The 25190-nt window shown below is 70.8% G+C and carries 20 protein-coding genes, 1 tRNA gene and 1 rRNA gene; 17 read left to right on the top strand and 5 right to left on the bottom strand.

Annotated elements, in window-relative coordinates; all coding sequences use genetic code 11:
- Positions 1 to 370: 370 nt before the first annotated feature.
- From ABZX79_RS05650 to ABZX79_RS05635, 4 genes are all read left to right on the top strand, one after another.
- Complete coding sequence (locus ABZX79_RS05650) at positions 371 to 2173, top strand: S8 family serine peptidase (RefSeq protein ID WP_355252093.1); 1803 nt, start codon at positions 371 to 373, stop codon at positions 2171 to 2173.
- 179 nt (positions 2174 to 2352) lie between these two features.
- Positions 2353 to 5307 (top strand): AAA family ATPase, encoded by a 2955-nt coding sequence (locus ABZX79_RS05645; RefSeq protein WP_355252090.1) that lies wholly within the window; start codon positions 2353 to 2355, stop codon positions 5305 to 5307.
- Positions 5308 to 5479: 172 nt separating this feature from the next.
- Positions 5480 to 7903: a SpoIIE family protein phosphatase gene (locus tag ABZX79_RS05640; RefSeq protein WP_355252911.1), complete on the top strand. Its 2424-nt coding sequence runs from the start codon at positions 5480 to 5482 to the stop codon at positions 7901 to 7903.
- Complete coding sequence (locus ABZX79_RS05635; protein WP_355252087.1) at positions 7900 to 10353, top strand: SpoIIE family protein phosphatase; 2454 nt, start codon at positions 7900 to 7902, stop codon at positions 10351 to 10353. The genes ABZX79_RS05640 and ABZX79_RS05635 overlap by 4 nt, the downstream gene beginning before the upstream one ends.
- Before the next feature lie 88 nt (positions 10354 to 10441).
- Here ABZX79_RS05635 and ABZX79_RS05630 read toward each other — a convergent pair.
- Positions 10442 to 10518, bottom strand: a tRNA-Pro gene (locus tag ABZX79_RS05630).
- Between the two features lie 155 nt (positions 10519 to 10673).
- Here ABZX79_RS05630 and ABZX79_RS05625 point away from each other — a divergent pair.
- Positions 10674 to 11195, top strand: coding sequence for a DUF309 domain-containing protein (locus ABZX79_RS05625; protein WP_355252908.1), 522 nt, complete (start codon positions 10674 to 10676; stop codon positions 11193 to 11195).
- Positions 11192 to 11992, top strand: coding sequence for a precorrin-6A synthase (deacetylating) (gene cobF, locus ABZX79_RS05620; protein ID WP_355252084.1), 801 nt, complete (start codon positions 11192 to 11194; stop codon positions 11990 to 11992). The genes ABZX79_RS05625 and cobF overlap by 4 nt, the downstream gene beginning before the upstream one ends.
- Here cobF and ABZX79_RS05615 read toward each other — a convergent pair.
- Positions 11925 to 12746 carry a cobalt-precorrin-6A reductase gene (locus ABZX79_RS05615; RefSeq protein ID WP_355252081.1) on the bottom strand — a complete coding sequence of 274 codons (822 nt, stop codon included), beginning with the start codon at positions 12744 to 12746 and terminating at the stop codon, positions 11925 to 11927. The two genes, cobF and ABZX79_RS05615, sit on opposite strands and share 68 nt — an antisense overlap.
- A 177-nt stretch (positions 12747 to 12923) precedes the next feature.
- Here ABZX79_RS05615 and ABZX79_RS05610 point away from each other — a divergent pair, with 177 nt between their 5' ends.
- Positions 12924 to 14462, top strand: a complete 1539-nt coding sequence (locus ABZX79_RS05610) for an RNA polymerase sigma factor (protein WP_355252078.1) — start codon at positions 12924 to 12926, stop codon at positions 14460 to 14462.
- An 81-nt stretch (positions 14463 to 14543) separates the two neighbouring features.
- Here ABZX79_RS05610 and ABZX79_RS05605 read toward each other — a convergent pair whose 3' ends face one another.
- Positions 14544 to 14873 (bottom strand): hypothetical protein, encoded by a 330-nt coding sequence (locus ABZX79_RS05605; protein ID WP_355252075.1) that lies wholly within the window; start codon positions 14871 to 14873, stop codon positions 14544 to 14546.
- A gap of 137 nt (positions 14874 to 15010) precedes the next feature.
- Here ABZX79_RS05605 and ABZX79_RS05600 point away from each other — a divergent pair, with 137 nt between their 5' ends.
- The 6 genes from ABZX79_RS05600 to ABZX79_RS05575 all read left to right on the top strand — a co-directional run bounded on the left by ABZX79_RS05600 (position 15011) and on the right by ABZX79_RS05575 (position 20225).
- Complete coding sequence (locus ABZX79_RS05600; RefSeq protein WP_355252072.1) at positions 15011 to 15433, top strand: DUF350 domain-containing protein; 423 nt, start codon at positions 15011 to 15013, stop codon at positions 15431 to 15433.
- A gap of 319 nt (positions 15434 to 15752) precedes the next feature.
- Positions 15753 to 17309 (top strand): ATP-binding protein, encoded by a 1557-nt coding sequence (locus ABZX79_RS05595; RefSeq protein ID WP_355252069.1) that lies wholly within the window; start codon positions 15753 to 15755, stop codon positions 17307 to 17309.
- Positions 17306 to 17713 carry a roadblock/LC7 domain-containing protein gene (locus tag ABZX79_RS05590; RefSeq protein WP_355252066.1) on the top strand — a complete coding sequence of 136 codons (408 nt, stop codon included), beginning with the start codon at positions 17306 to 17308 and terminating at the stop codon, positions 17711 to 17713. Before ABZX79_RS05595 ends, ABZX79_RS05590 begins: the two co-directional genes overlap by 4 nt.
- Complete coding sequence (locus ABZX79_RS05585) at positions 17710 to 18075, top strand: DUF742 domain-containing protein (RefSeq protein WP_355252063.1); 366 nt, start codon at positions 17710 to 17712, stop codon at positions 18073 to 18075. Before ABZX79_RS05590 ends, ABZX79_RS05585 begins: the two co-directional genes overlap by 4 nt.
- The gene (locus tag ABZX79_RS05580) at positions 18056 to 18661 is read left to right on the top strand and encodes an ATP/GTP-binding protein (RefSeq protein ID WP_355252061.1); all 606 of its coding nucleotides are present in this window, start codon (positions 18056 to 18058) and stop codon (positions 18659 to 18661) included. The genes ABZX79_RS05585 and ABZX79_RS05580 overlap by 20 nt, the downstream gene beginning before the upstream one ends.
- Positions 18662 to 18692: 31 nt before the next feature.
- Complete coding sequence (locus ABZX79_RS05575; RefSeq protein WP_355252059.1) at positions 18693 to 20225, top strand: cytochrome P450; 1533 nt, start codon at positions 18693 to 18695, stop codon at positions 20223 to 20225.
- On the opposite strand, the gene ABZX79_RS05570 is transcribed toward ABZX79_RS05575, so the two are convergent.
- Positions 20200 to 21300, bottom strand: coding sequence for a terpene synthase family protein (locus ABZX79_RS05570; protein ID WP_355252056.1), 1101 nt, complete (start codon positions 21298 to 21300; stop codon positions 20200 to 20202). The genes ABZX79_RS05575 and ABZX79_RS05570 overlap by 26 nt on opposite strands.
- Positions 21301 to 21580: 280 nt before the next feature.
- On the opposite strand from ABZX79_RS05570, the gene ABZX79_RS05565 reads away from it, so the two are divergent.
- The 4 genes from ABZX79_RS05565 to ABZX79_RS05550 are packed head-to-tail and all read left to right on the top strand — an operon-like array spanning position 21581 to position 24944.
- Positions 21581 to 22501 carry a TetR/AcrR family transcriptional regulator gene (locus tag ABZX79_RS05565; RefSeq protein WP_355252053.1) on the top strand — a complete coding sequence of 307 codons (921 nt, stop codon included), beginning with the start codon at positions 21581 to 21583 and terminating at the stop codon, positions 22499 to 22501.
- 52 nt (positions 22502 to 22553) lie between these two features.
- Positions 22554 to 23447, top strand: coding sequence for a 3-keto-5-aminohexanoate cleavage protein (locus ABZX79_RS05560; RefSeq protein ID WP_355252050.1), 894 nt, complete (start codon positions 22554 to 22556; stop codon positions 23445 to 23447).
- 23 nt (positions 23448 to 23470) lie between these two features.
- On the top strand, positions 23471 to 24454 hold the full coding sequence (locus ABZX79_RS05555; protein WP_355252047.1) for a 3-hydroxyacyl-CoA dehydrogenase NAD-binding domain-containing protein: 984 nt from the start codon (positions 23471 to 23473) through the stop codon (positions 24452 to 24454).
- A 22-nt stretch (positions 24455 to 24476) separates the two neighbouring features.
- Positions 24477 to 24944, top strand: a complete 468-nt coding sequence (locus tag ABZX79_RS05550; protein WP_355252906.1) for a thioesterase family protein — start codon at positions 24477 to 24479, stop codon at positions 24942 to 24944.
- A gap of 141 nt (positions 24945 to 25085) precedes the next feature.
- Here ABZX79_RS05550 and rrf read toward each other — a convergent pair.
- Positions 25086 to 25190 (bottom strand): 5S ribosomal RNA (gene rrf / locus ABZX79_RS05545); the annotation flags it as partial.

Genomic DNA, 25190 nt, shown 5'->3' with positions numbered 1-25190 from the left:
AGCCGGGCCGGTACCGGCCCTGAACCGGTCTCCCGCTCCTGCGGAGCCCCTCCCTCCGGACCCCTTGCGGGGGTGACAAGGGTTTTCCCCGTATCGGGTTCATCTCGCCGTTCCCTACTGTCTGCCGCACCGGCGAATCCCGTCTCCTGGCCATTGGCTGTCAGGTGCATGTAAAGGGTGGGGTGCGCCGGGGACGGCCTTGGTCAGAGGCCGTAGCGCCGGCGGCGGCGCACGGGCTCACCCCAGCCCAGGAATCGCGAACCCGTGGCCCCCACGCCACTCGCGGTTCTCGCGCCGCCCGCCCGCGCTCCGCACGTACGTCATGAAAGGGAACACCTTGAACGGTTCCAGGCGGAGACTCATATCCGTCGTGGCCGCGACCGCCACGATCGCCGGCGTCGTTGCCACCTCCTCCGTGGCGTCCGCCGCCGCCGCGGGCCCCTCCTCGAAGCCGGCTCCGGCTCCGGCTTCGCAGGCCATGACCAAGCTGCCGGCCGCGCCGGTCGAGAAGGTCATCGTCACCTACAAGTCCAAGGCCGCCGAGGCCGGTTCCAACACCGCCGCCAAGAAGGACGCGGCCGCCAAGGGCGAGGAGACCGGCGAGAGCCTGTCGTTCGAGCGCCGCCTCGCCGGCGGTGCGGCCCTCGTCGACCTGGGCGGCGAGGCCTCCAAGAAGGACCTCACCGAGGTCATGGAAGCCTTCCGCGCCGACTCGTCGGTCGCGTCCGTGGAGGCCGACATCCGCGCGTACGCGATGGCGGTCACCCCGAACGACACCGACTACAGCAAGCAGTGGGACCTGTTCGAGGCCACGGGGGGCATGAACGTCCCCGGCGCCTGGGACAAGACGACCGGCAGCGGCGTCACCGTCGCCGTCATCGACACAGGTTACGCCGCCCACTCGGACCTGGCCGGCAACGTCGTCGCCGGGTACGACTTCATCTCCTCCTCCGCGGACGCCCGCGACGGCAACGGCCGTGACAGCGACGCCAAGGACGAGGGCGACTGGAACGCCACCGACGGCGAGTGCGGCACCGGTTCCCGGGCCAGCAACTCCTCCTGGCACGGCACGCACGTCGCGGGCACGATCGGCGCCACGACGCACAACACCAAGGGCATCGCGGGCATCGCCTACAGCTCGAAGATCCAGCCCGTGCGCGTGCTCGGCAAGTGCGGCGGCTCCTCGGCGGACATCGCCGACGCCATCACCTGGGCGTCCGGCGGCACCGTCCCGGGCGTCGCGGCGAACGCGACCCCGGCCAAGGTCATCAACCTGAGCCTCGGCGGCGCGAGCTCCACCTGCCCGAGCGTCTACCAGACCGCCATCAACGGAGCCGTCTCGCGCGGCACCACCGTGGTCGTCGCGGCGGGCAACAGCAACGCCAACGCCTCCGGCTTCACGCCCGCCAACTGCTCCGGCGTCATCAACGTGGCGTCGACCAGCCGTGAGGGCAACCGTTCGTTCTACTCGAACTACGGCACCATCATCGACGTCTCCGCGCCCGGCGGCGAGACCCGTCGCGCCACGGACACGCCCGGTACCGTCACCACCCCCGAGAACGGCATCCTCTCCACGCTGAACTCCGGTACCACCACCCAGTCCACCGAGAACTACAAGCCCTACCAGGGCACTTCGATGGCCGCCCCACACATCGCCGGCCTCGCCGCGCTTCTCAAGTCCGCCAAGAGCACCCTCACCCCGGCCGACATCGAGTCCGCGATCAAGGCCAACGCCCGTCCGCTGCCCGGCACCTGCACCGGCGGCTGCGGCTCCGGCATCGCCGACACGACGAAGACCGTGAACGCCGTCACCGGCACCACCACCCCCGGTGCCACCTTCACCAATGCCGCGAACGTGACGATCAGCGACAACACCACCGTCGCGTCCTCGATCGCCGTGACCGGCCGCACCGGCAACGCCCCCGCCGCCCTCAAGGTCGACGTGGACATCAAGCACACCTGGCGCGGCGACCTGGTCATCGACCTGATCGCCCCGGACGGCACCGTGCGCAACCTGAAGCCCTCGTCGTCCTCGGACAGCGCCGACAACGTCCTCGCGACGTACACGGTCGACGCTTCGAGTGAGGTCGCCAACGGCACCTGGAAGCTCCAGGTCCGTGACGTGGCCTCGGGTGACACCGGCTACATCGACAGCTGGAGTCTCACCTTCTGAGACGCCCGCAGAACTGCATAACCGCTGGTCAAGGGCGCGTCCACGGCTTTCGCCGCGGGCGCGCCCCCGCGCACGTCCGTCCGAATGCCGGACATCCGACCTGGACGCGGGGTGCCGACTTCGTATTCTCTGCTCGCACGGGCAGAGGGCTCGCGCGCACCGAAGGTGGTGGTGGGTTCGTGACGTCGGCCGTGTACCGCGCCGCGCCGGTCGGGCGCACGGAGCTCCTCGCGCGGCTCGAACGGGTCCTGCACACCCGCGGCCGCGCCCTGCTCACCGGCCCCGCCGGTGTCGGCAAGACCGAACTCGCCCTGGCCGCCGCCGCCCGCGCCGAGTCACGCGGCGAAACCGTCATCTGGCTCGCCACACTCCCCGCCGACCGCGACATACCCGGCGCGGCCGCCGCCGCCCTCGTCGCCTCCGTGGCGGCGTCCATGTCCTGGCCCGCACCCGGGACGCCCCACGGCGGACCGGATGGAACGGGCGGCCCCGGCAGCCCGGGAACGTACGACATCCTCGACGGGCTGCCCGGCCCGCAGCGCACCGCCGTCGCCATGCTGTGCCGCGAGGCGCTCATCCCCGACGGCGGCTGGGACCCCATCGCGCTGCGGCTCGGCCTCGCCCAGATCCTGCGTGTTCTCGCCGCGCGGGGCCCCGTCCTGCTGGCCGTCGACGGCGTTCAGCGCATCGACGACACCAGCGCCGACCTGCTGCGTTTCGCCCTGCACCTGGCGCCGTCCGCGCTGCGGGTGGTCGCCGTCGAGACCCCGGCGGCGTACGGCTCCGACGCACCTGCTCACGGTGGTACGCCGAGAGGTACACCGAGTGCCGCGCCGCGACCGGACCCGGCGGGCCCGGAGCCGCTGTGGGTGCCCTCCGAGGCCGACGTCCTGTTCGTACCGCCGCTCCAGGCCGACGAGATCGCCGAACTCCTCATCCATCACCGGCTGCCGTCCCGGATGGCTGGCCGCATCCACAAGGCCAGCGGCGGCAATCCGCGTCTCGCGCTCGCCGTCGGCCGTTCCCTCGCCGACGCTCGGACCCCGGTGCACCACGCCGAGGCGCTGTCGCTGTCCGGGCGGGCCCGCGACCTCGCCCGCCAGCTCCTGGGCGCCGCCTCGCCCGACGTACGCTCCACGCTCCTGCTGGCGGCGCTCGCGCTGCGCCCGACGGCCTCGCTGATACGCCGCGCCGGCCGCCCCACCGCCGAGGCCGATCTCGCCGCCGCCGAGCGGGCGAACCTGGTCTCCCTCGACGAGGACGGGACGGTCGGCTTCACGGCCGGCCTGCTGCCGTCGACGCTCGTGCACGACGCCTGCTGGACCGAGCGCAGCGCCGGTCACGCCGCGCTCGCAAGGGTCGTGGACGATCCCGTCGAGGCGGTACGCCACCGCGCCCTGGCCACCGACATCCCCGACGGGAAGCTGGCCGCCGAGGTCGCCGCGTCCGCCGAGATCGCGCGGCGCCGCGGCAACAGCGCCCTGGCCGCCGAACTCGCCCTCCTCGCCGCCGAGTCCACCCCTGTCCAGCAAGGCCCCAAACGCATCGCCCGGCTCGTCGACGCCGCCGAGGAGGCGGCCCGCGCCGCCCGCGCCGACCTGGCGATGCGCGCGGCCACCGACCTGCTGGCCCGGGACGCCGCCCCCGCCGACCGCGTCCGCGCGCGGCTCGCGGTGCTGGACACCGCGGGCCAGGGGCTGTGCAACCTCGACGAGCTCTACGTCCACGCCATGGAGGACTCCGAGGGCGACACGGCGCTGCGCGCGGCCGTCCAGCTCCGGCTCGCGGTGAAGTACGTCCTGGCCGACGGCGATCCCGTACGCTCGCGGGCCGCCGCCGTCGAGTCCGCCGCGCTCGCCGGCTCGGTCGGCGACCGCAGGACCGCGGCCAGGGCGCTGACCGTACAGGCACGCATGGACCGGGTCCTTGGCTCGCCGGAGGCGGAGCGGGTACTGGCCGAGGCGCGCGCCCTGGAGGTGTTCGAGCGCCCGCTCGGCATCCGTAACGCCGCCCAGATACTCACGATCCGCCACGCGATGTTCGACGGCCGGCTCACCGACGCCCGCGATCAGCTGGGCGCCCTGCTGCCACTGGTCGAGCGCCGCGGCCCGGTGGAGGACTCCATCGAGCTGCTCAGTACGCTCGCGGAGATCGAGGCCCGGCAGGGGCAGTGCGCCGCCGCGCTCGCGCACGCCGGCCGTTCGCTCGCCCTGACGCTGGAGGCGGGTCTCTCACCCGGGCCCGCCTGGTACGCCCTGGCCCTCGCGGAGACCGCGGGCGGCAGCTTCGGGCGCGCCGCGAGCTACGCCCGGCGCAGTGTCCGGGCCTCCGAGGAGGAGGGCGACCACGTCTTCCTCTCCCGCAGCCTGTACGCGCTGGGGCGCGTCCAGCTGATCAACGGCGACGTGGCGTCCGCCCTGGAGAGCCTGCGCCGGGTTCAGGCCGACGAACGCGCCCAGTCGACGGTCGACCCGTCCATGCTGCGCTGGCACGAAGAGCTGGCCGAGGCGCTGCTGGCGAACGACGCGCCGCAGGAGGCGGCGGCCCTGCTCGACGATGTGCGGCCGGTCGCCGAACGCCTCGGCCGTACGACGGTGCTCCTCGGCTGCGACCGGGCGTACGCGCTGTACCTGGCGGCGAGCGGGAAGCAGGCCGAGGCCGCGGATCTGCTGGCCCGCACGGCGGACAGTTTCGCCGTGGCAGGACTGCCACTGGAGCGCGGCCGGGCGCTGATCGCGCTCGCCCGCGTGGAGCGCCGCCGCCGCAGGCGCTCCGCCGCCCAGAGCGCCCTGCACGCCGCTGCAGCGGTCTTCGAACGGGCGGGCGCCGTCCCCTGGCTCGGTCTGACCACGGAGACCTCGTCCCGTACGGCCGAACCCGCCCCGGCCGGCGGTGACACCCTGGCGTCTCTCACGGACGCGGAACTGCGCCTCGCCCTGTTGGTCGGCCAGGGCGCCAGCAACCAGGAGGCGGCGGCGAAGCTGTACCTGAGCGTGAAGACGGTCGAGGCCCGGCTGACCCGCATCTACCAGAAACTGGACGTCCGCTCGCGCGCCCAGCTGGCGACCGCCCTGACCGCCTGGCCCGGCCACCGGCCGGCGCAGGCGGGCGCGGAGACCTCCGCGGCCGGCTGATCGGGCCGCTCGCGGTCCGCGAAGATGCGCGGCACCGCGACCGGGGAGCATCCTTGGCTATGTGACCTGGTACGGCGCGGCCGGGCCCGCACCGCCGCGAAAAAGTGAAGGAACGGCGGGAAAGACGGGAAAACCGAACAGCAACGGCCGGGTTCCGGACGAACTGGCCCTGGTGCTCGCCCAAGCCGCGGTAAACGCGATCGAGTCTGCCGGCGGGTACGCCGGTGGCGTCTACCTGCGCTCCCGGACGCCGGGGCTGCTGCGGATGGCCGTACTCGCCGGGCTGCCGGGACCACTGTTCCGCCCCTGGTGGCGCATGCACGTGAACCGCCCGTTCCCGGTCGCGGAGGCCCACCGCTCGGGCCAGGCCGTCCACCTCGCCGACGCCGAGGAGGGCATGCGCCGGTTTCCGCAGCTCATGGCCGGTCTGCCGTTCCCGTTCGGTTCGCTGTACGTGCCCGTGGCCGAGGGCGGCGAGAAGTTCGGTGTGCTGGTGGTCCTGCGCGCGGCCACGCCGGGGGTCCCCGTCGATCACACCGACCGGCGTCGGCTGCACCACGCCGCGGACCGGCTCGCCGCCGCCCTCGCCGAGATGAGCGCGAGCGGCGCCGTCGTCGAGTGGGACGGCGAGCCGGTGTGCGTCCAGCTGCCCTCGGTCACCACGCCGCCCGTACGCATCGGCCGCTTCGACTGGGACCTCGCCGACGGCGCCGTGAACGCCGACGACGAAATGTGCGCCATCCTCGGCACCTCCCCCGCGGCCTTTCCCGGCACCATCGACGCACTGGCGGCGCGGCTGGCGCCGGAGGACGCGTACGGACTGTGGACCGTGGCCCGCCAGGCGGTGAAGTCGGGCGGTCCCGCGGCGCGCAGGATGCGGCTGCGAGGCCCGGACGGACGCACGCACCTGCTCGAAATCTCGGCCCGCGCGCGCCCGCCCGATGACGGCCCGGGGGGTCACCTGACCGGTTTCGTGGTGGACTTCGGCACCGGGCCGATCGTCGCGGAGGCGACCGACCGGCTGCCGAGCGCCATTCTTTCGCTCGACCGGCTCGGGCGGATCACCTATATGAACCACAGCGCGGAGACGCTGCTCGGGCAGGCACGTTCCCACCTGGTCGGCAAGGTCCTGTGGGAAGCCCTGCCGTGGTTCTGGCACCCGGCGTACGAGGAGCATTTCCGGGCCGCACTGCTCTCCCACGACGCCGTCCATTTCACGGCCCGCCGCCCGCAAGGCCCGGAGGAATGGCTGTCGGTCTCCCTCTATCCCGGCCACGACGGCCTGACGGCCGCGCTCGCCCGTGCGGACGATCCGGCGTACGCACCGGCGTCCGTCACCAAGCCGGGCGCGGGACTGGGCTCCCCGGCCGACCGCGCGTCGGCGCTGTACCGTCCGGTCGCCCTGGCCATCGCGCTGACGGAGGCCGTCACGGCGCGCCAGGTGTCCGCCGTGGTCACGGACGAACTGCTGCCCGCCTTCGGCGGCCGCCAGCTGGCGATCTACCTGCTGAACGAGAGGCATCTCTACCTGGCCTGGGAGACCGGTTTCCCGCAGGGCTTCCTCGACCGCTTCGACGGCGTGGCGCTCGACGCCAGACTGCCCGGCGTCGAGACGCTCACCACTGGACGCCCCTTGTTCTTCGAGTCCATGGAGCATCTGGCCGCCGCCTACCCCGGCATCCCGATGGACGCGCATGTCGGCGCCAGGGCCTTCCTGCCCCTGATCGCCTCGGGACGCCCGGTCGGCTCCTGCATCCTCGGCTTCGACCAGCCGCGCGGCTTCAGCCCCGAAGAGCGCACCGTCCTTACCGCGCTCGCCGGACTCATCGCGCAGGCCCTCCAGAGAGCGCAGCGTTACGACACCGAAGCCGCCCTCGCCCGCGGCCTGCAGAACGCGCTGCTGCCGCACCGGCTGCCCGTGGTCGAGAACGTCGACACCGTGGCCAGGTACCTGCCCGGCACCCAGGGCATGGATGTCGGCGGCGACTGGTACGACGTCGTCGACACAGGGCGGGGAATGGCCCTGGTGGTGGGCGACGTACAGGGACACGGCGTCGCGGCGGCCGCCACGATGGGCCAGCTGCGCAGCGCCGTACGCGCCTTCGCCCTCGCCGGACAGGACCCGCAGGAGGTCATGCGCGACACCAACCGCCTGCTCATCGACATCGATCCGGGCCAGTTCGCCAGCTGCTGCTACATCGTTCTCGATCCGGCGTCCGGCTCCGCGCAGGCGGTACGGGCCGGGCACCCGCAGCCGCTGCTGCGCCACCCCGACGGCAGAACGGAGGTTCTGAACCTGGACGGCGGTGTCGTACTCGGCGTCGACGACGAGGCGTCGTACCCCGTCACCGAGCTGTGGCTTTCGCCGGGCGCTGTCCTGGCGCTGTTCACCGACGGCCTGGTCGAGCAGCCGGGCATCGACATCGACCGGGGCATCGAGCGGCTGCGCGCCACATTCGCCGACACCGGTTCTTCCTCTCTCGCCGAGACGGCGGACCGCCTGATCCGGGAGGCCAGACAGGCCGCCGACCGGCCCGACGACATTGCGCTTCTGCTCGCCGCCCGCTGGGCGGAACCGACAAGGCAGGTGCCATGAGCGCGGTAAACACAGCTGGGGACGCCGACTTCCGCGGCCCCCTTGACGTCTCCAGAGCGGCCACGGCCGTGCTGGACGCCGACGACGTGGTCGTCGGCTGGAGTCCGGCGGCGCAGCGGCTGCTGGGATACCCGGCGCAGGAGGTGATCGGGCGTCCCATGAGTACGTTCTTGGTCGACGGTACGGACGCGAGTCGCACGGCCGCCGACCAGCTGGGTACGGAGCCGCCGGGCGCGCCCCACGCCCGCCGCCCGGTGCTGCGTATGCGTCACCGCGACGGCCGCATCGTCCGCGTGGCCACGGCCATGCTCACGCTGTCCCCCTCCGGCACCGGTCCCGCCCGGCTCCTCGCGGTGGCCGACGCCGAGGAGACGGAACAGTGGGAGGCGCTGCAGGCGATGCTGCGGGGTCTGGCCACCCAGTCACCCGTGGGCCTGGTGATCTACGACACGGATCTGCGCGTGGTGTGGGCGAATGTCGCGCTCTACCGGGAGATGGGGACCTTGGAGTACGCCGGGCTGGGCCCGGACGAGATGGTGGCCCACGGCGAGATCCTGTCCGACCGGTATCCGCCGACTCTTGAGGAGACGATGCGGCAGGTCATGGCCACGGGCGAGCCTGTCATCGAGCTTCATTACCGCGGCCGCCCGCCCGTGGACCCGGAGCGCGACCACGTCTGGTCGTGTTCCTACTACTGGCTGCGGGACGCCTCCGGAGCCTCGCTGGGGGTGTGCGAGGAGACGATGGACGTCACCGACCGCTACCTCGCGCAGCAGCGGCTGGATCTCCTGGTGCGGGCCGGCGGGCAGGTGGGCACGACCCTGAACATGGCCCGCACGGCGCGGGAGCTCTCGGCGGTCACCGTCCCGCAGTTCGCCGACGAGGTCACGGTCGACCTGTTGGAGGCCGTACTGGAAGGCGGAGAGCCCGCCAGGGGAACCGAGCCCGCGGGCGACATGATCCGCGTGTGGGGACCCGGATACGACGCGAGCACTCGGCAACCACCCGCCGGACGGCAGCGGATCGACTACGCCCCGGACTCGCCCCAGGCACGCAGCCTGTCCTCCGGCCGCTCGGTGCAGGAACGCCTGGGCCACACGGAGGCCGCCGACGGGCAGCCGATGCCGCGCGCGCGGCTGGTGGTGCCGCTGCGCGCCGAAGGTGCCACGCTGGGCGTGGTCACGTTCGAGTGGGACGGCCGCCGCGACCCGTTCGACGCGGGCGAGCTGGCCGTGGCGGACGAGCTCGTCGCACGTACCGCCGTGAGCATCGACAACGCCCGCCGCTACACCCGCGAGCGCACCGCGGCCCTCATGCTTCAGCACAGCCTGCTGCCCCAGAGTCTCCCGCAGCTGACCGCCGTCGAGCTGGCCCACCGCTATCTGCCCGCGGACAACAAGGCCGGTGTCGGCGGCGACTGGTTCGACGTCATCGCCCTGTCGGGCACGCGGGTGGGCCTGGTGGTGGGAGACGTGGTCGGTCACGGTCTGCGCGCCGCGGCCACCATGGGGCGCCTGCGCACGAGCGTACGGGCGTTCGCCCGGCTGGACCTCGCGCCCGACGAACTCCTCGCCCGCCTGGACGACCTGGTCACGCAGGCGGCCAACGAGGGGGCCATCCGCGTCGACGGCCAGGAGATGCCCTACGACGAAGCGCTGGGCGTGACTTGCCTGTACGCCGTGTACGACCCGGTGTCGGGCCTGTGCCGCATGGCCAGGGCCGGCCACCCGCCCCCCGCCGTCGTCGACCCGGCGACCGGCTCCGTCACCTTCCCCGACCTGCCCGCGGGTCCGCCGCTCGGTCTCGGGGGCCTGCCCTTCGAGACGACGGAGCTGAAACTGCCGGAAGGCAGCATCCTCGCCCTGTTCACCGACGGCCTGGTCCAGAGCCGCGAGCGGGACCTCGACGACCAGCTCGACGCGCTGTGCTCCGTCCTCACCGAGCACCGGCAGCCGCTGGACGAGCTGTGCGACCGGACGATCACGACGCTGCTGCCGGGTTCCGTGGACGACGACGTAGCGCTGCTTCTTCTCCGTACGCACATGCTGGACCGCCACCAGGTGGCTGTATGGGACCTGACCCCCGATCCGGAGACTGTCGGCTTCGCCCGCGCCGTCGCTACCAAGAAGATCGGCGAGTGGGGACTGGAGGAGCTCTCGTTCACCACCGAACTGGTGGTGAGCGAACTCGTCACCAACGCCATGCGCCACGCCGCCGCCGGCCCCATCCAGCTACGGCTCATCCGCGACCAGTCCCTGATCTGCGAGGTCTCCGACACGGGTCACACCTCACCGCATCTGCGCCACGCCGGCAGCGACGACGAAGGAGGCCGGGGTCTGTTCCTCGTCGCGCAGATGACTCAGCAGTGGGGCACGCGCTACACGTCGACCGGGAAAACCATCTGGGCCGAGCAGCCGCTCGTACTGGACGAGGAAGCCTTCGGGTTCTGATCCGTCCGGATGTCTGCCACTTGGCACCGGAAAAACCGAAAAGGCCGTATCGGAATGCTCCGACACGGCCTTCGACCCGCGTAAACGCTGGTCGGGACGACAGGATTTGAACCTGCGACCCCTTGACCCCCAGTCAAGTGCGCTACCAAGCTGCGCCACGTCCCGGTGCCCGCCTGACCTGGGGTTTCCCCTGGCTGGGCGCGCAACAGAACCATACCTCACTCTGTGAGTGGTCCCGACTGCCGCCGGTGTCCAACGCCTGCTCCGGGCGGGGCGGGTGGGCGCGTACCGGAACGGGCCACAATGGGCGGGTGGACGAAATGGAGCAGGACAGGAGGGACCGCGACCCCGAGGGGCGGGCGCGCAACGCGCGGCCGCGCGACGGGCTCGGCCGGCCGCTGCCGTACGGAGCCGAGGGTGTGGCCCGGCAGCCCGAGGGCGTGGAGCGCACCGGGGACGAGACGGTGCGCGAGGCGCAGCGGCTGCTCGACGCCGGTATGCCGTTCCACGCGCACGAGGTCTTCGAGGACGCCTGGAAGTCGGGCCCCGAAGCGGAACGCGCCCTCTGGCGCGGCCTCGCCCAGCTCGCCGTCGGTCTCACGCACGCGGCCCGGGGCAACAGGAGCGGCGGTACGACGCTGTTGCGGCGCGGGGCCGCCGGAATCGCCGCGTACGGCGATGTGCGCCCGTACGGTCTCGACATCACCGGACTCACCGCGTGGGCGCGGGAGCTGGCCGAGCGTGTCGAGCGGGAGGCGGAGCCCGTATCGGCCGCCGGGAACGCCCCGCGCCTGCGCGGGCGGCTGTCGGACGGATCCGATGCGGCAGACTCACGCCCGTGAGAAAGATCTATGTCATAGGCATCGGCGCGGGCGACCCGGACCATCTGACGATCCAGGCCGTCAAAGCGCTCAACAGGGTGGACGTCTTCTTCCTCCTCGACAAGGGCGAGGAGAAGTCGGACCTGATCCGGCTGCGGCACGAGATCCTCGACCGGCACATCGGAGGCGAGCGGGAGTACCGGCTGGTCGAGGGGCGCGACCCGGAGCGTGACCGCAGGGCCGGTGGCGCCGACTACTCCCCCGCCGTCGGCGACTGGCGCAGCCGCCGGGCCGACATCTTCGAGCGGATGATCACCGACGAGCTGGGCGAGGACCGGACCGGCGCGTTCCTGGTGTGGGGCGATCCGGCGCTGTACGACAGCACGCTCGGCATCCTGGAGGAAATCCTGGAGCGCGGGACGGTGGCCTTCGATTACGAGGTCGTGCCCGGTGTCAGCAGCGTGTCCGCACTGGTCGCCCGCCACCGCACCGGGCTCAACCGGGTCGCGAAGCCCGTCCAGATCACGACGGGCCGGCGGCTCGCGGAGGGCTGGCCCGAGGGCACGGACGACGTGGTCGTGATGCTCGACGCGCACCAGGTCTTCCAGCGGTACGCCGAGGAGGACCCGTACATCTACTGGGGCGCCTACATCGGCACGGCGGACGAAATCCTCGTCTCCGGCAGGCTCTCCGAGGTCTCGGACCGGATCCTGCGGCTGCGCGCCGAGGCCCGCGCCCGCAAGGGCTGGATCATGGACACGTATCTGCTGCGCCGGGAATCGCGCCGGGACCCGCGCCAGGAATCGCCCCAGGACTGAGGCACCCCAGTCGCTCCAGCTCCGCGACCGCCCCGGCCACGTCCCAGGCCGTACGCACCCCGGGCGGCGCGGGTGGGCGGCGTACCACGACGACCGGCAGGCCGAGTTCGCGGGCCGCGGTGAGCTTCGCGGCGGTGGCCGGGCCGCCGCTGTCCTTCGTGACGAGGACGTCGGCGGCGTACGTACGCAGCAGCTCCCTCTCGCCCTCGACGGTGTACGGGCCCCGGTCCAGCAGGAGCTCCGTGTGGAGCGGCAGCGGCGGCTCCGGGGCCTCTACGGAACGTACGAGGAAGTGCAGCCCGTCCAGACCCGCGAAGGCGGCGAGGCCGAGCCTGCCGGTGGTGAGGAAGACCCGGCGCCCGAGCCCCGGAAGCAGAGCCGCCGCGTGGTCCAGGCCGTCGGCCTGGTGCCAGCGGTCGCCGGGGCCCGGCTGCCAGCCGGGGCGGCGCAGGGCGACCAGCGGGATGCCCGCCGCGGCCGCCGCTGTGGCCGCGTTCGCGCTGATCACGGCGGCGAAAGGGTGCGTGGCGTCGATCACAGCGGCGACCTCGTGCCGGCTCAGCCAGGCCGCCATCGGCCCCGGACCGCCGAAGCCTCCGACGCGAATCTCACCATCAGGCATCCTTGGTTGTGTAACCCGTCCTGCGAGCGAGGTCGTCACGCGCAGGAGGGGGACCGGAGCCAGTGTCCGCGCTAGCTGTCTGGCTTCCGTCGTACCGCCGAGTATCAGTACATGGCCAGTGCCGGTGATCATGCCGTCACGCTACCCGAGGGGCCCCGACCGGGCCGTTTCGGAAAAGTGGCTCAGGTCACTCTATTCAAGGCGTAACGAAATGGCGCGAGCGTGCGATGAACCCACAGGTGTCGTCGCGCTGCCCCGTACGTCATGCGACCTCGCCCAGTCATCATTTTTTGCTACGAGAGGCTCCTCGTGTCGGTCAGTCCGTCCCGCCCGTTCCCACAGGAGATTGCGGAATCCCCTTCCCTGGTCGCGCTCATTGAGCGCGGCAAGGAGCAGGGTCACATCAACGGCGACGACGTACGCCACGCCTTCGAGGCGGACAGCATTCCCGCGGACCAGCTCAAGCGGGTGCTGCGCAGCCTCAACCAGGTCCTCGACGAAGAAGGCGTGACGCTCATGGTCACGGCGCCGAAGGCTCCGGCCAAGGCGCCCGTCAAGCGCGCGCGCAAGACCGTCGCGAGGGACGAGGAGAAGCGTCCGGCGACCAAGAAGGCCGCCGTCAAGAAGACCGTCAAGAAGACCGCTTCGGCGACGTCGCAGGCGGCTTCCGCGTCAATATCGGTAATGGGCTCCGACGCTGAGACCGACGCCCCGGCCCCGGCCAAGCGCGCGGCGAAGAAGACGACCGCGAAGAAGACGGCTGCCAAGAAGGCCGCGGCCTCTCCCGAGGAGCCGCAGGGCGACGCCTGGGCCGACGAGTCGGGCTCCGCCGACGACGCGGACGAGAAGCCGACGAAGCAGCCGCAGCAGGGTGACGGTTACGTCCTGTCCGACGAGGACGAGGACGACGCGCCCGCGCAGCAGGTCATGGTCGCCGGCGCCACCGCCGACCCGGTCAAGGACTACCTGAAGCTGATCGGCAAGGTGCCGCTGCTCAACGCCGAGCAGGAGGTGGAGCTCGCCAAGCGCATCGAGGCGGGTCTCTTCTCCGAGCACAAGCTGGAGGACGAGGACGAGCAGGACCCGGTCTTCCGCCGTGAGCTGGAGATCCTCGTCGAGGACGGCCGCCGCGCCAAGAACCACCTCCTGGAGGCCAACCTCCGCCTGGTGGTCTCGCTGGCCAAGCGCTACACCGGCCGCGGCATGCTCTTCCTGGACCTGATCCAGGAGGGCAATGTCGGTCTGATCCGCGCGGTCGAGAAGTTCGACTACACCAAGGGCTTCAAGTTCTCGACGTACGCCACCTGGTGGATCCGGCAGGCGATCACCCGCGCGATGGCCGACCAGGCCCGCACCATCCGTATCCCGGTGCACATGGTCGAGGTCATCAACAAGCTGGCCCGCGTCCAGCGCCAGATGCTCCAGGACCTGGGCCGTGAGCCCACCCCGGAGGAGCTGGCCAAGGAACTCGACATGACGCCCGAGAAGGTCATCGAGGTCCAGAAGTACGGCCGCGAGCCCATCTCGCTGCACACCCCGCTGGGTGAGGAGGGCGACAGCGAGTTCGGTGACCTCATCGAGGACTCCGAGGCGGTCGTCCCGGCCGACGCGGTCTCCTTCACGTTCCTCCAGGAGCAGCTGCACTCGGTGCTCGACACCCTGTCCGAGCGCGAGGCCGGTGTGGTCTCGATGCGCTTCGGTCTGGCCGACGGTCAGCCGAAGACGCTGGACGAGATCGGCAAGGTCTACGGCGTGACGCGTGAGCGCATCCGTCAGATCGAGTCGAAGACGATGTCGAAGCTGCGCCACCCGTCGCGCTCGCAGGTGCTGCGCGACTACCTCGACTAAGAGGTCGGTCCTGCGGGATGCGCCGCATTCGGCGCCCCGGGCGACCATGAGGTCGCGCGGGGCGCCGCGTCGCGTTTTCCCTCAGGGGATCAGGAACGCGTCCGCCGCCACGGCCGCCGCGAGGCCCGCCACCAGCAGCCAGGTGCCCAGGCGCGTGCGCCCGCGCCGGCTGAGCTCGATCACGCCCCCGCAGAGGATCAGCGCCAGCCCGTACACCCCGACGACCAGAACCGACGACCGGCTCGCCAGCCGCACCGCGAGCACCGCTGCCACGGCCACCATCAGGACCGACGCCGCGGCGATCCGCACCCGCCTTGCCTGACGTGGCGTGAGTCCGCCGATCCGGGCGGGCTGCTGCTGCTGCTGCGAGGGACTGTCGGTCACTGTCTGTTCCTGGTCAGAGGCGCTCATGAGTTCGGATCGTAATCGGTCGCACGGGGTGCCGCTGCGTCGCCCCACAACCCGTCCGAGTGCCCCAGCAGACCCGTGCGATAGGTTTTGCCTCTCCTTGACCACGATCGACTTCACCAGCGGAGACTGAGACCTCAATGGAAGACATCGTCAACGGACTTGGCCGCTCCGCCGCCTACGGGGCCCTGGGTGTAGTGCTGCTGACGCTCGGCATATTCCTGGTGGACGCGCTGACGCCGGGCAAGCTCGGCCGGCAGATCTGGCAGGAGCGCAACCGCAATGCGGCGCTTCTGCTGAGCTCGGCGCTGCTGGGCATCGGCGGGATCGTGTTCACCTCGATCTGGACGACGTACACCGACTTCGGCAAGGGCCTGGCTTCGACGGCTGCGTTCGGGGTGCTGGGCCTCGTGATGATGGCGGTGGCGTTCTTGGTCGTCGACCTGGTGACGCCGGGGAAGCTGGGCGAAACGCTGGTCCAGGAGGAGCCGCATCCGGCGGTTTGGGTGACCGCGTCATGCAACATCGCGGTGGCGGCGGTCATTTCGGCGTCCATCGCCTGACGAACCCGCACAGCTCACTCACTCGTACGCACACCGAAGGCCGCTCCCGCCACCGCGGGAGCGGCCTTCTCGCGTACACAGGACCCATTCGTCACCCATTCGGTTACTCCTTGCGCACAGCCATGAGCCGACTGTGCAAAATTGGCGAGTCTAAACCCGCCGGGAAGGCCCGTGCAGAGGGTTACGCGAATATGCCGCCGCACTGATCTCATCTGGCTAAGCTCGCTCGAAGCGCGCCGAGTTGATATGAAATCAGGCACTTGTTCACAGGTGCCCGATAGTTCGAATACATCCCCGAATCGACCGCCAGAGGGTTTACATGGTTCGCGTTGAATCACCTCCGACTGACCGAGAATCCCCCTTCTTCCGCGCGCTCTTGGCACCCGTGCTCCTGATGGCCGCGGCCACTGCCGCCGCCTTCGTCGTCGTACCGGCCGCCGCCCGGATACCAGTCGTCTGGTTCGGCCTCGTGGCGACGGTGGTGGTGACCGCGGTCGCCGCCGAAGTCGTCCGTCGCGGCCGGGCCATGCGGGCGCTGCGCGCGGAGTACGGGCAACGCCTGGCCTTCCTCGAACAGCGCGTCGCCGGACACGACCGGCAGACCCTGCGGACCAGCAACGAGCTGCTGCCGGCCGCCATCCGCCGCCTCCGGGCGGGCCATTCGCCCAACGAAGTGATGCGCGACGTGGTGGACGCGGATCCGACGTACCGCGGTCTGCCCGATCCGCAACGCGCCCTGGTCCGCACGGTCCTGGACATCATCGACAACGAGGAAGCGATGCGCGACTCCGCGCAGCGCGCCTTCGTCAACATCGCACGCCGCGTGCAGGCCATCGTTCACCAGCAGTCCACCGAACTGCGGAACATGGAAGAGGACCACGGGCGCAACCCCGACGTCTTCGACGACCTGCTGCGCATCGACCACGGCACCTCGCTGATCGGCCGGCTCGCCGACTCCATCGCCGTACTCGGCGGCGGCCGTCCCGGACGTCAATGGCCGGAGCCCGTACCGCTGTACAGCGTGCTGCGCGGCGCGATGTCCCGGATCCTGGAGTACCCGCGGGTCGAGCTGCACTCGATCGCCCAGGTCGCCATCATCGGTACGGCGGTCGAACCGCTCATCCACGCCTGCGCGGAGCTCCTCGACAACGCCACGCGCTACTCGCCCCCGCAGACCAAGGTGCACGTCACCGCGGTGGAGGTGCAGAGCGGCATCGCCATCGAGATCGAGGACGGCGGCGTCAGCCTCAGCGAGGAGGCCCGCAGTCGGGCCGAGAACATGCTGGCCCGGGCCCAGGCGGGCATGGACCTCAACGACCTCGGTGAGACACCCCGGCTCGGCATGGCCGTGGTCGGCCGTCTCTCGAAGATGTACGACCTCAAGGTCTCGCTGCGGCAGTCCGCGTACGGCGGTGTCCGCGCGGTGCTCATCGTCCCGCGTGGCGTGATCACCACCGGCCGCGCCCCCGGTCTCGCCCACGGCATCGGCATCACCTCGGTCCCCAAGCAGGGTCCGTCCGGTCTGTCGAGCGCGGAAGAGGAGCGGGTTCCCCGGCGGAAGAAGCCCAGGAAGACCCAAGGGCCGCAGCGGACGGCGCCCGCGTCGTTCTCCATGGAGGACGACGTCCCGGAGGTGACCGAATGGACGGCGAACGGGCTTCCGCAGCGCCGCAGTCGGGGCCGGGCGCCGCTCTTCTCCCATGTCGTGCCGGCCGACGAACAGCCCACCCCGCCGAGCAACGGCCACGCCAACGGCAAGGCCAAGGAGCCGGGAATCTGGCTCGAAGCATTCACCAACGGGTACAAGGGGACGACTCCCGACCCGTCGGCCGATGACGAACCTGACGAAGCGTTGGACAAGGGAGATCTCAAGTGATCCAGCAACGGGCGAATTTCGACTGGATGCTCAAGGAGCTGCAGGACGGGGTGCCGGGGGTCCAGCAGATCGTGGTCCTGTCCGCGGACGGCCTGCGCATCGCCCGGCACGGCGGCGACCCGGACGCCGCCGACCGCATCGCCGCGGCCTGCGCGGGACTCCAGAGCCTCGCCGCGGCCGTCGCCGCCGAAATCGTGTACAGCGACGGCACGATGAAGCTCGTCGTGATCGAAGTCGACGGCGGCTTCTTCTACATGATGGCGGCCGGGACCGGGGCGTATCTGGCGGTGCTCACCGACGAGACGGTGGACGCCGGACTGGTGGGATCCCGCATGCGGGACATGGTCGTCCGGATCGGCGCCCACCTGACGAGTCCTCCGCGCCATGAAGGGCGCGCCGTATGAGTCCGCCCCAACGAGAACGACGACAGCGCGGGACGGGAGACGCGGAACGGTTGTACGTACTCACCGGAGGCCCGGACGGAGCTGCGCGGGCCTCACTCGATCTGGTCACCATGGTCATTTCCCGTACGGAACCGACACCGACGGTCCAGCCCGAGCAGGCCGCCATTCTGCGGCTGTGCCGGGCGCCGTTGTCGGTGGCCGAGATCTCGGCGTATCTCAGTCTTCCCTGCAGCGTGGTGACCGCGTTGGTCACCGATCTCCTCGCCACCGAACTGGTCGAATCGCGGGCGCCCCTCGTCCGCACCACGCTGCCGGACCGGTCCCTCCTGGAAGCGGTGATGCATGGACTTCAGAAGCTCTGACACGGTCACCGGCCCGCGCAGCGAGGACCTCCTCCCCGCCACGGCCACATCGGCGGTGAAGATCGTGATCGTGGGCGGGTTCGGGGTCGGCAAGACCACGATGGTCGGCTCGGTGAGCGAGATCCGTCCGCTGACCACCGAGGAGACGATGACCCAGGCAGGGGTCGGAGTCGACGACAACCTGGAGGGCAAGACCGCCACCACCGTCGCGATGGACTTCGGCCGGATCAGCATCAGCGAGGAACTGATCCTCTACCTCTTCGGCACACCGGGCCAGGAACGCTTCTGGTTCCTGTGGAACGGTCTCTTCGAGGGCGCCCTGGGCGCGGTGGTGCTGATCGACACCCGCCGCCTCGAGGTCAGCTTCGACGTGATCGGCCGCCTGGAGGAGCGCGGTGTGCCGTTCGTGGTCGCCATCAACACGTTCCCCGACGCGCCCCGGCACCCCGTCGACGCCCTGCGCACCGCTCTCGACCTGCCGCCCGAAGTGCCGATAGTGGACTGCGACGCGCGGGGGCGCGGGCCCTGCCGCGATGTTCTGCTGACGCTGATGCGCTATCTGCACTCCTTGTCCCCGTCCCAGTAACTGGTCCCTGCGTCCCTGTAATGGAGTGACCGTGACAACCCCCTTTCATCAGCTGCCCGGAGCGGACGACGGCGCTCCGCCGCCCCCGGGATGCCCGGCCCACGCCCTCACCGGTACGGGCCCGGGCGGGCTGCGCCGGCTGTACGGGCCGGAGCACGAGAGCGACCCGATGGCCGTGTACGAGAAGCTTCGCGCCGAGCACGGCCCGGTGGCCCCGGTGCTGCTGAGCGGCGACGTACCGGCCTGGCTGGTCCTCGGCCACACCGAGAACCTGCACATGACCCGCACCCCGTCGCAGTTCTCCCGCGACTCGCGCCGCTGGCGCCTGACCGCCGACGGCACCGTTCCCCCCGACCATCCGCTGGCCCCCATCTTCACGTGGCAGCCCCTCTGCGTCTTCGCGGACGGCGCGGAACACGAGCGGCTGCGCGGCGCGGTCACCGACAGCATCGGGCGCATCGACCACCGGGGCGTACGCCGCCACATCAACCGGTACAGCAACCGGCTCGTCAACGACTTCTGCCAGGACGGCAAGGCCGATCTGGTGAGCCGGTTCGCCGAGCACCTGCCGATGATGGTGATGTGCCAGATCCTGGGCATGGCCGAGGAGTACAACGAGCGGATGGTGCAGTCCGCCCGCGACATGATCAAGGGCACGGCGACGGCGAACGCGAGCAACGCCTATGTGATGGGCGTACTGAGCAGGCATGTGGCCAGGCGCCGGGCCGCGCCCGAGGCGGACTTCACCACCTGGCTCGTCGAGCACCCGGCCGGGCTCACCGACGACGAGGTCAGCCAGCATCTGCGGCTGGTGCTGATCGCGGCGTACGAGACGACCGCGAATCTGATCTCCAACGTCCTGCGCATGGTGCTCACCGATCCGCGCTTCCGCGCCCAGCTCAGCGGTGGCCACATGACGCTGCCCGAGGCGGTCGAGCAGACCCTGTGGGACGAGCCGCCGTTCACCACGATCTTCGGCCGCTGGGCTGTCGGTGACACCGAGTTCGGCGGCCAGCAGATCAAGAGGGGCGACGCCCTGATCGTCGGCATCGCCGCCGCCAACGTCGACCCGGTGGTACGGCCCGACCCGGACGCCTCGATGCAGGGCAACCGCGCCCACCTCGCCTTCAGCGGCGGGCCGCACGAGTGCCCGGGGCAGGACATCGGGCGCGCCATCGCGGACACCGGCATCGACGCGCTGCTGATGCGCCTTCCCGACGTTCAACTCGCCGTCGAGGAGGACGAGTTGGAGTACAGCAGTGCGCTCATGTCCCGGCATCTGGTCGCGCTCCCGGTGAAGTTCGCCGCGCGTCCGCCGGAGCATGACGCCACCGGTCTCGAGCCGACGGCGCCGCGCACGGTCCCGCAGCCGGGATGGCAGGTGGACTCGCCGACCGGGGCACGTGCTCCGCAGCCCGCTCGGGCGGCGGGCCGCGCACCGGGATCCGTGCCCGCACCGCCGTCCGCGACGGTGCAGACGCCGGTCATGATTCCGGCTCAGCGCAGGCCGGTGGCGCCGAAGCGGATGTGGCAGGCGGTCACCCGCTGGTGGCGCGGCTACTGACCGCCAGCTGGTCCCACCACCAGGAAATCGTCGGGAGGGGAAGCGGCTCGAAGCTGTCATCGGCCGGACGCTGCTTCCACCATCCCTCGTCCGGTTTACCCTCCGGCTCCGAGGGCACACGGTAACGAGGGCAGGCCGATGCCCAGTCGAGGTGCCCCCGGATGAACTGGCCGAGCCCCTGTACGTACCGGCGGAGTCCGCCGCCGGCGTCCCGCAGCACCTGGTCGCGCAGCCGGAGGAAGAGCACCATGACGCGGTCCCGCATCGCCACAGCTTCCTGGAGTGCGTGGTGCGGCTCGCAGCCGAGTTCCTGGCACAGGACGTCGATCAGGTTGAGGTCGTCGTCGGCCCGCAGCAGCTCCTTGTTGCGGGAGTAGAGGTCGTTGTCCCAGCTGACCAAGGTCCAGGTGATCTCGGTGAGGGCCCGTACGCGCGGGTCCTCCAGGTCGTTGTCGGGTACGGAGTAACCGGCGACGATCTCGATCATCGCGGTGGAGGGGGCCATCCCTATGGCTCTCATCCACAGCGTCACATAATCGTCGAGCGAGGGCAGTTGCGGGCTGCGGCGCCAGGACGCCTCCCACACCAGCCCCGAGGTGTAGACGCGCATCGCGTCGGTCCAGCGGCGGATCTGCTGCCGGGACGCGTACCGCTCCAGCTCGATCCGCAGTAAGCGCAGCGCCGCCGCGTGCGGCGAGTCGTCCGGCTGGGGGGCGGTCGGGGCCTCTATGGCCCGGACGATCCGGCCCGCCTCCTGGGCGAGCGAGTCGGCGGTGGCATAGGCCTCGTCGCACACGCCGTCGTCCAGAGAGAAGAGCACGGCGTGGAACTTGGCCATCAGGGCGAGCCGTTCGAGCTGTCCGTAAGACATCGTCGCCGCCGTAAGACCGCCGAAGTCGCAGAGGGCCAGCCGGCTGCGCTGATGATCGTCCGCGTCGAGGCTTTGCTGGAGCATCCAGCGCACCGTCATGTCATTGAGCGCTTCGGCCGAAGGGTGGACGATGGACGGCACCGGACAGTAGAAGGGCACGCTCGGCAGTTGCCGGCCCAGTCGACGTGGCGAGATTACGGTCATGTTCGGCTCCTCATGAGTGCCCCGCGTACGCTGGGGCGTATATGCCCATGTCCGACCATCAATAACAATGCAACTGGCCGTTGCCTGCACCAAGTTGACCGCTAGTTGCCCAAAGTTGCAGAAGTCCACTTTCACCGCTGTGCCGGGGGTTCTCACGGCTTATGCCGGTGACTGACGCATCAGTCAGCAGCTCATCACAAGCCCCAAAACTCTTGCGGCATCAGGGCTCGCTGGAGTCGTACGTTGCGTTCCTCTCAACGCACGGGTACGGTGGCCGACCATGCAGCCAGAACCCGGAAGCCGAGTGGGCGACTCCGGCGGTGAGGTCGCCGAGCGGGTGCGTCAGGTGATCGGCTCCGCCGGCGTGAGCCAGCGCGAGTTCGCCCGACGGATCGTCATGGATCCGTCAAAACTGTCGCGTTCGCTCAGCGGTGTCCGGCGGTTCACCGTGGCCGAATTGGCTCGTATCGCCGACACCGCCGAGGTGGACGCGGGCTGGCTGCTCGGATCCCGTACCGAGGCCTCCGTGAAGCCCTCCGCCGTACGCCGAGACCGCCCCGCGACCGCGGCGGCGCCCGAGGGCGGCAGGCCACTGCAGATCGTGCGCGAGACCGTGCGGCTGATCGCGGAGCGCGGTTTCCATGCCGTACGGGTCGCCGACATCGCCGAGGCCTGCGCCACCAGCACCGCCGCCATCCACTACCACTTCCCCGGCCGCGACGACCTGCTGGAAGCCGCCGTGCGCTGGTGCATGGACGAGGACACCGCCCGCCGCGCGGCCAGGATCGCCGAGGCGGGCGACACCGGTGACGCCGCGGACGAGCTCCGGCAGCTGATCGAACTCCAGACTCCGTACACCGAGCAGCAGCGGTGGCAGTGGAGCGTCTGGCTCGACCTCTGGGCGGAGGCGGCCCGCTCCACGGCCGTGGGCCGGCTCCATGTCGCGTATTACGGGCAGTGGCGCGCGACGGTCGCCGATGTCCTGCGGCGCGGCGTCGACCAGGGCGTCTTCCGACCCGACACGGATCCGGACGCCGCCGCGCTGCGGCTGACCGCGCTGATCGACGGCCTGGCCACCCAGGTGCTCGCCGCGGCGCCGGTCACGCGGCCGGGTACCGGCACGAGTCCCGACGACATGCGGGCGGCGTTGCTCGCGTACGTGGACGCCACCTTGTCCGTACCGCCGCCCGCCAAGACCTGAACTCCGTACATCGCCCCACCAGTTGACCCACTCCTCCAGGAGAGGCTCCCGCATGCCCATGAACGAGGAAGTCATCATCACCTGCGCCCTCACCGGCGCCGGTGACACCGTCCGCAAGAGTCCGCACGTGCCGGTCTCCCCCGAGCAGATAGCCCGCTCGGCCGTCGAGGCCGCCGAGGCCGGCGCCGCCGTGGTGCACATCCACGTCCGCGACCCGGAGACCGGCGCCCCGTCCCGCGACCCCCGGCTCTACCGCGAGGTCGTCGAGCGGATCAAGGAGACCGGCACCGACGTCGTCATCAACCTCACCGCCGGCATGGGCGGCGACCTGGTCATCGACCCCGACGAGCCGCTGCGGCACCTCCCCGGCACCGACCTGGTGAGCGGCCTCGACCGGCTGCCGCACGTCGAGGACCTGCTGCCCGACATCTGCACGCTCGACTGCGGCTCGCTCAACTTCGGCGACGGCAGCAACCTGTACGTCTCCACCCCCGACATGCTGCGTACGGGCGCCAGGCGCATCCAGGAGCTCGGCGTCCGCCCCGAGCTGGAGATCTTCGACACCGGGCAGCTGTGGTTCGCCAAGCAGCTGCTCACCGAGGGGCTGCTGGACGACCCGACCGTCTTCCAGCTGTGCATGGGTATCCCGTGGGGCGCCCCCGCAGACCCCGGCGTCCTCCAGTCGATGGTCAACATGTTGCCGGAGAACGCCCAGTGGGCGAGTTTCTCGCTCGGCCGGATGCAGATGCCGTGGGTCGCCCAGTCGATCCTGCTCGGCGGCCACGTACGCGTCGGCCTGGAGGACAACCTCTACCTCGGCAAGGGCAACAAGGCCACCAACGCCCAGTTGGTGGAGCGTGCCGTGACGATCACCGAGTCACTGGGAGCGCGCGTCGCGACCCCGGACGATGCCCGCCAGAAGCTCGGCCTCAAGCCCCGCGCGTAAGCAGTACGAGAGGAACCCGGCACATGACAGCCACCACACCCCGCACACCCCGCACACCCCCCGCCCCCTGCGCCCCCGAGGACGTACGCCGCGTCGCCTGCGTCGGCGCCGGAGTCATCGGCGGCGGCTGGGTCGCCCACTTCCTGGCCCGCGGCTACGACGTCACGGCCTGGGACCCGGCCCCCGACGCCGAACCGAAGCTCCGCCGCCTGGTGAACGCCGCCTGGCCGGCGCTGGAGCAGCTGGGCCTGGCCGACGGTGCGTCGGCCGACCGGCTGACGGTCACCGCGACGCCGGAAGAGGCGGTGGCCGAGGCTCAGTTCGTACAGGAGAGCGCGCCCGAGAAGCTGGAGCTCAAGCGCGACCTGCTGGCACGGCTGGACGCGGCCACGCCCGCCGGAGTCGTCATCGCCTCGTCCACCTCCGGCTATCCGATGACCGACATGCAGACGGACGCCGCCGACCCCGGGCGCCTGGTCGTCGGACACCCCTTCAACCCGCCGTACCTCATCCCGCTCGTCGAGGTCGTCGGCGGCGAGCGGACCGCCCCGCATGCCGTCGCATGGGCCTCGCGCTTCTACGAAGTGGCGGGCAAGTCCGTCATCACCATGAAGCGCGAAGTCCCCGGCTTCATAGCCAACCGCCTCCAGGAGGCACTGTGGCGCGAGGCCCTGCACATGGTCGCCAACGGCGAGGCCACGGTGCGCGAGATCGACGACTCGATCACCGAAGGCCCCGGCCTGCGCTGGGCGTTCATGGGCCCCATGCTCACCTTCGCGCTCGCGGGCGGCGACGGCGGCATGGCGCACATGCTGGATCACTTCGGCCCGTCGCTGAAGTCGCCGTGGACGCGGCTCGAAGCGCCGGAGCTGGACAAGGAGTTGTACGACGCGGTGGTCGCCGGATGCGACGAGGCGGCCGACGGCCGGACCATCGCGGACCTGGTCGTACAGCGGGACCAGGGTGTCATCGACGTACTCCGGGCGACCGGACGACTGGAGAAGTGAAGTGAACGAGACCCTCCCCCTCATGCACCGGACCGTACGGCCCGAGTGGATCGACTACAACGGCCACATGAGCGAGGCCTTCTACGTCCTGGTCTTCGGGTACGCGACGGATGCCATGATGATCGAGACCGGTCTGCACTCCTCGTACCGGGAGAGCACGGGCTGTTCCCTCTACACGGTCGAGGCGCACATCCGCTACTTGCGCGATGTCGCGGAAGGCGCCCACCTCGCCGTCCGTACCCGGATCCTGGGCGCGGACGCGAAGAAGGCGCGCTTCGCACACGAGCTGTACGTCGTCGGCGAGGCGGACGCGGCTCCTGCCCCGGACGCCGCTCCCGTGGCGACGACCGAACTGCTCGCCGTCCACGTCGACCAGAAGGCGGGCCGCGCGGCGCCGTTCCCGGACGTGATCCGCGAGCGGCTGACGGCGCTGACCGAGGAGCCTCCCGCGTGGGCGGGACGCTCCATCGCGCCGGTCCCCGCCTCCTGACGGGCCCCTCAGTCCCGGGGGGCTGCGGCGGACCGTGGCGTAGTCGGGTGCGACCAGTCCAGGTGCGAGTAGAGCCCTTACTCTCCCGGAACGCAGAAAAGCCCCGCACCATGAATGGTGCGGGGCTAGTCCACAATGATTGTTCGGCGGCGTCCTACTCTCCCACAGGGTCCCCCCTGCAGTACCATCGGCGCTGAAAGGCTTAGCTTCCGGGTTCGGAATGTAACCGGGCGTTTCCCTAACGCT

The organism is Streptomyces sp. NPDC002994 (assembly GCF_040611155.1).
GTDB lineage: Bacteria > Actinomycetota > Actinomycetes > Streptomycetales > Streptomycetaceae > Streptomyces.
The sequence above is the reverse complement of the archived record's forward strand: the minus strand, read 5'-3'. Positions and strand labels throughout refer to the sequence as shown.

Excerpts from the sequence above, each read along its gene's own strand:
- ABZX79_RS05635 (WP_355252087.1), top strand. The coding sequence starts at position 7,900 with ATGAGCGCGGTAAACACAGCTGGGGACGCCGACTTCCGCGGCCCCCTT.
- ABZX79_RS05625 (WP_355252908.1), top strand. The coding sequence starts at position 10,674 with ATGGAGCAGGACAGGAGGGACCGCGACCCCGAGGGGCGGGCGCGCAAC.
- ABZX79_RS05615 (WP_355252081.1), bottom strand. The coding sequence starts at position 12,746 with ATGATCACCGGCACTGGCCATGTACTGATACTCGGCGGTACGACGGAA.
- ABZX79_RS05605 (WP_355252075.1), bottom strand. The coding sequence starts at position 14,873 with ATGAGCGCCTCTGACCAGGAACAGACAGTGACCGACAGTCCCTCGCAG.
- ABZX79_RS05600 (WP_355252072.1), top strand. The coding sequence starts at position 15,011 with ATGGAAGACATCGTCAACGGACTTGGCCGCTCCGCCGCCTACGGGGCC.
- ABZX79_RS05595 (WP_355252069.1), top strand. The coding sequence starts at position 15,753 with ATGGTTCGCGTTGAATCACCTCCGACTGACCGAGAATCCCCCTTCTTC.
- ABZX79_RS05585 (WP_355252063.1), top strand. The coding sequence starts at position 17,710 with ATGAGTCCGCCCCAACGAGAACGACGACAGCGCGGGACGGGAGACGCG.
- ABZX79_RS05580 (WP_355252061.1), top strand. The coding sequence starts at position 18,056 with ATGGACTTCAGAAGCTCTGACACGGTCACCGGCCCGCGCAGCGAGGAC.
- ABZX79_RS05570 (WP_355252056.1), bottom strand. The coding sequence starts at position 21,300 with ATGACCGTAATCTCGCCACGTCGACTGGGCCGGCAACTGCCGAGCGTG.
- ABZX79_RS05565 (WP_355252053.1), top strand. The coding sequence starts at position 21,581 with ATGCAGCCAGAACCCGGAAGCCGAGTGGGCGACTCCGGCGGTGAGGTC.
- ABZX79_RS05560 (WP_355252050.1), top strand. The coding sequence starts at position 22,554 with ATGCCCATGAACGAGGAAGTCATCATCACCTGCGCCCTCACCGGCGCC.
- ABZX79_RS05555 (WP_355252047.1), top strand. The coding sequence starts at position 23,471 with ATGACAGCCACCACACCCCGCACACCCCGCACACCCCCCGCCCCCTGC.
- ABZX79_RS05550 (WP_355252906.1), top strand. The coding sequence starts at position 24,477 with ATGCACCGGACCGTACGGCCCGAGTGGATCGACTACAACGGCCACATG.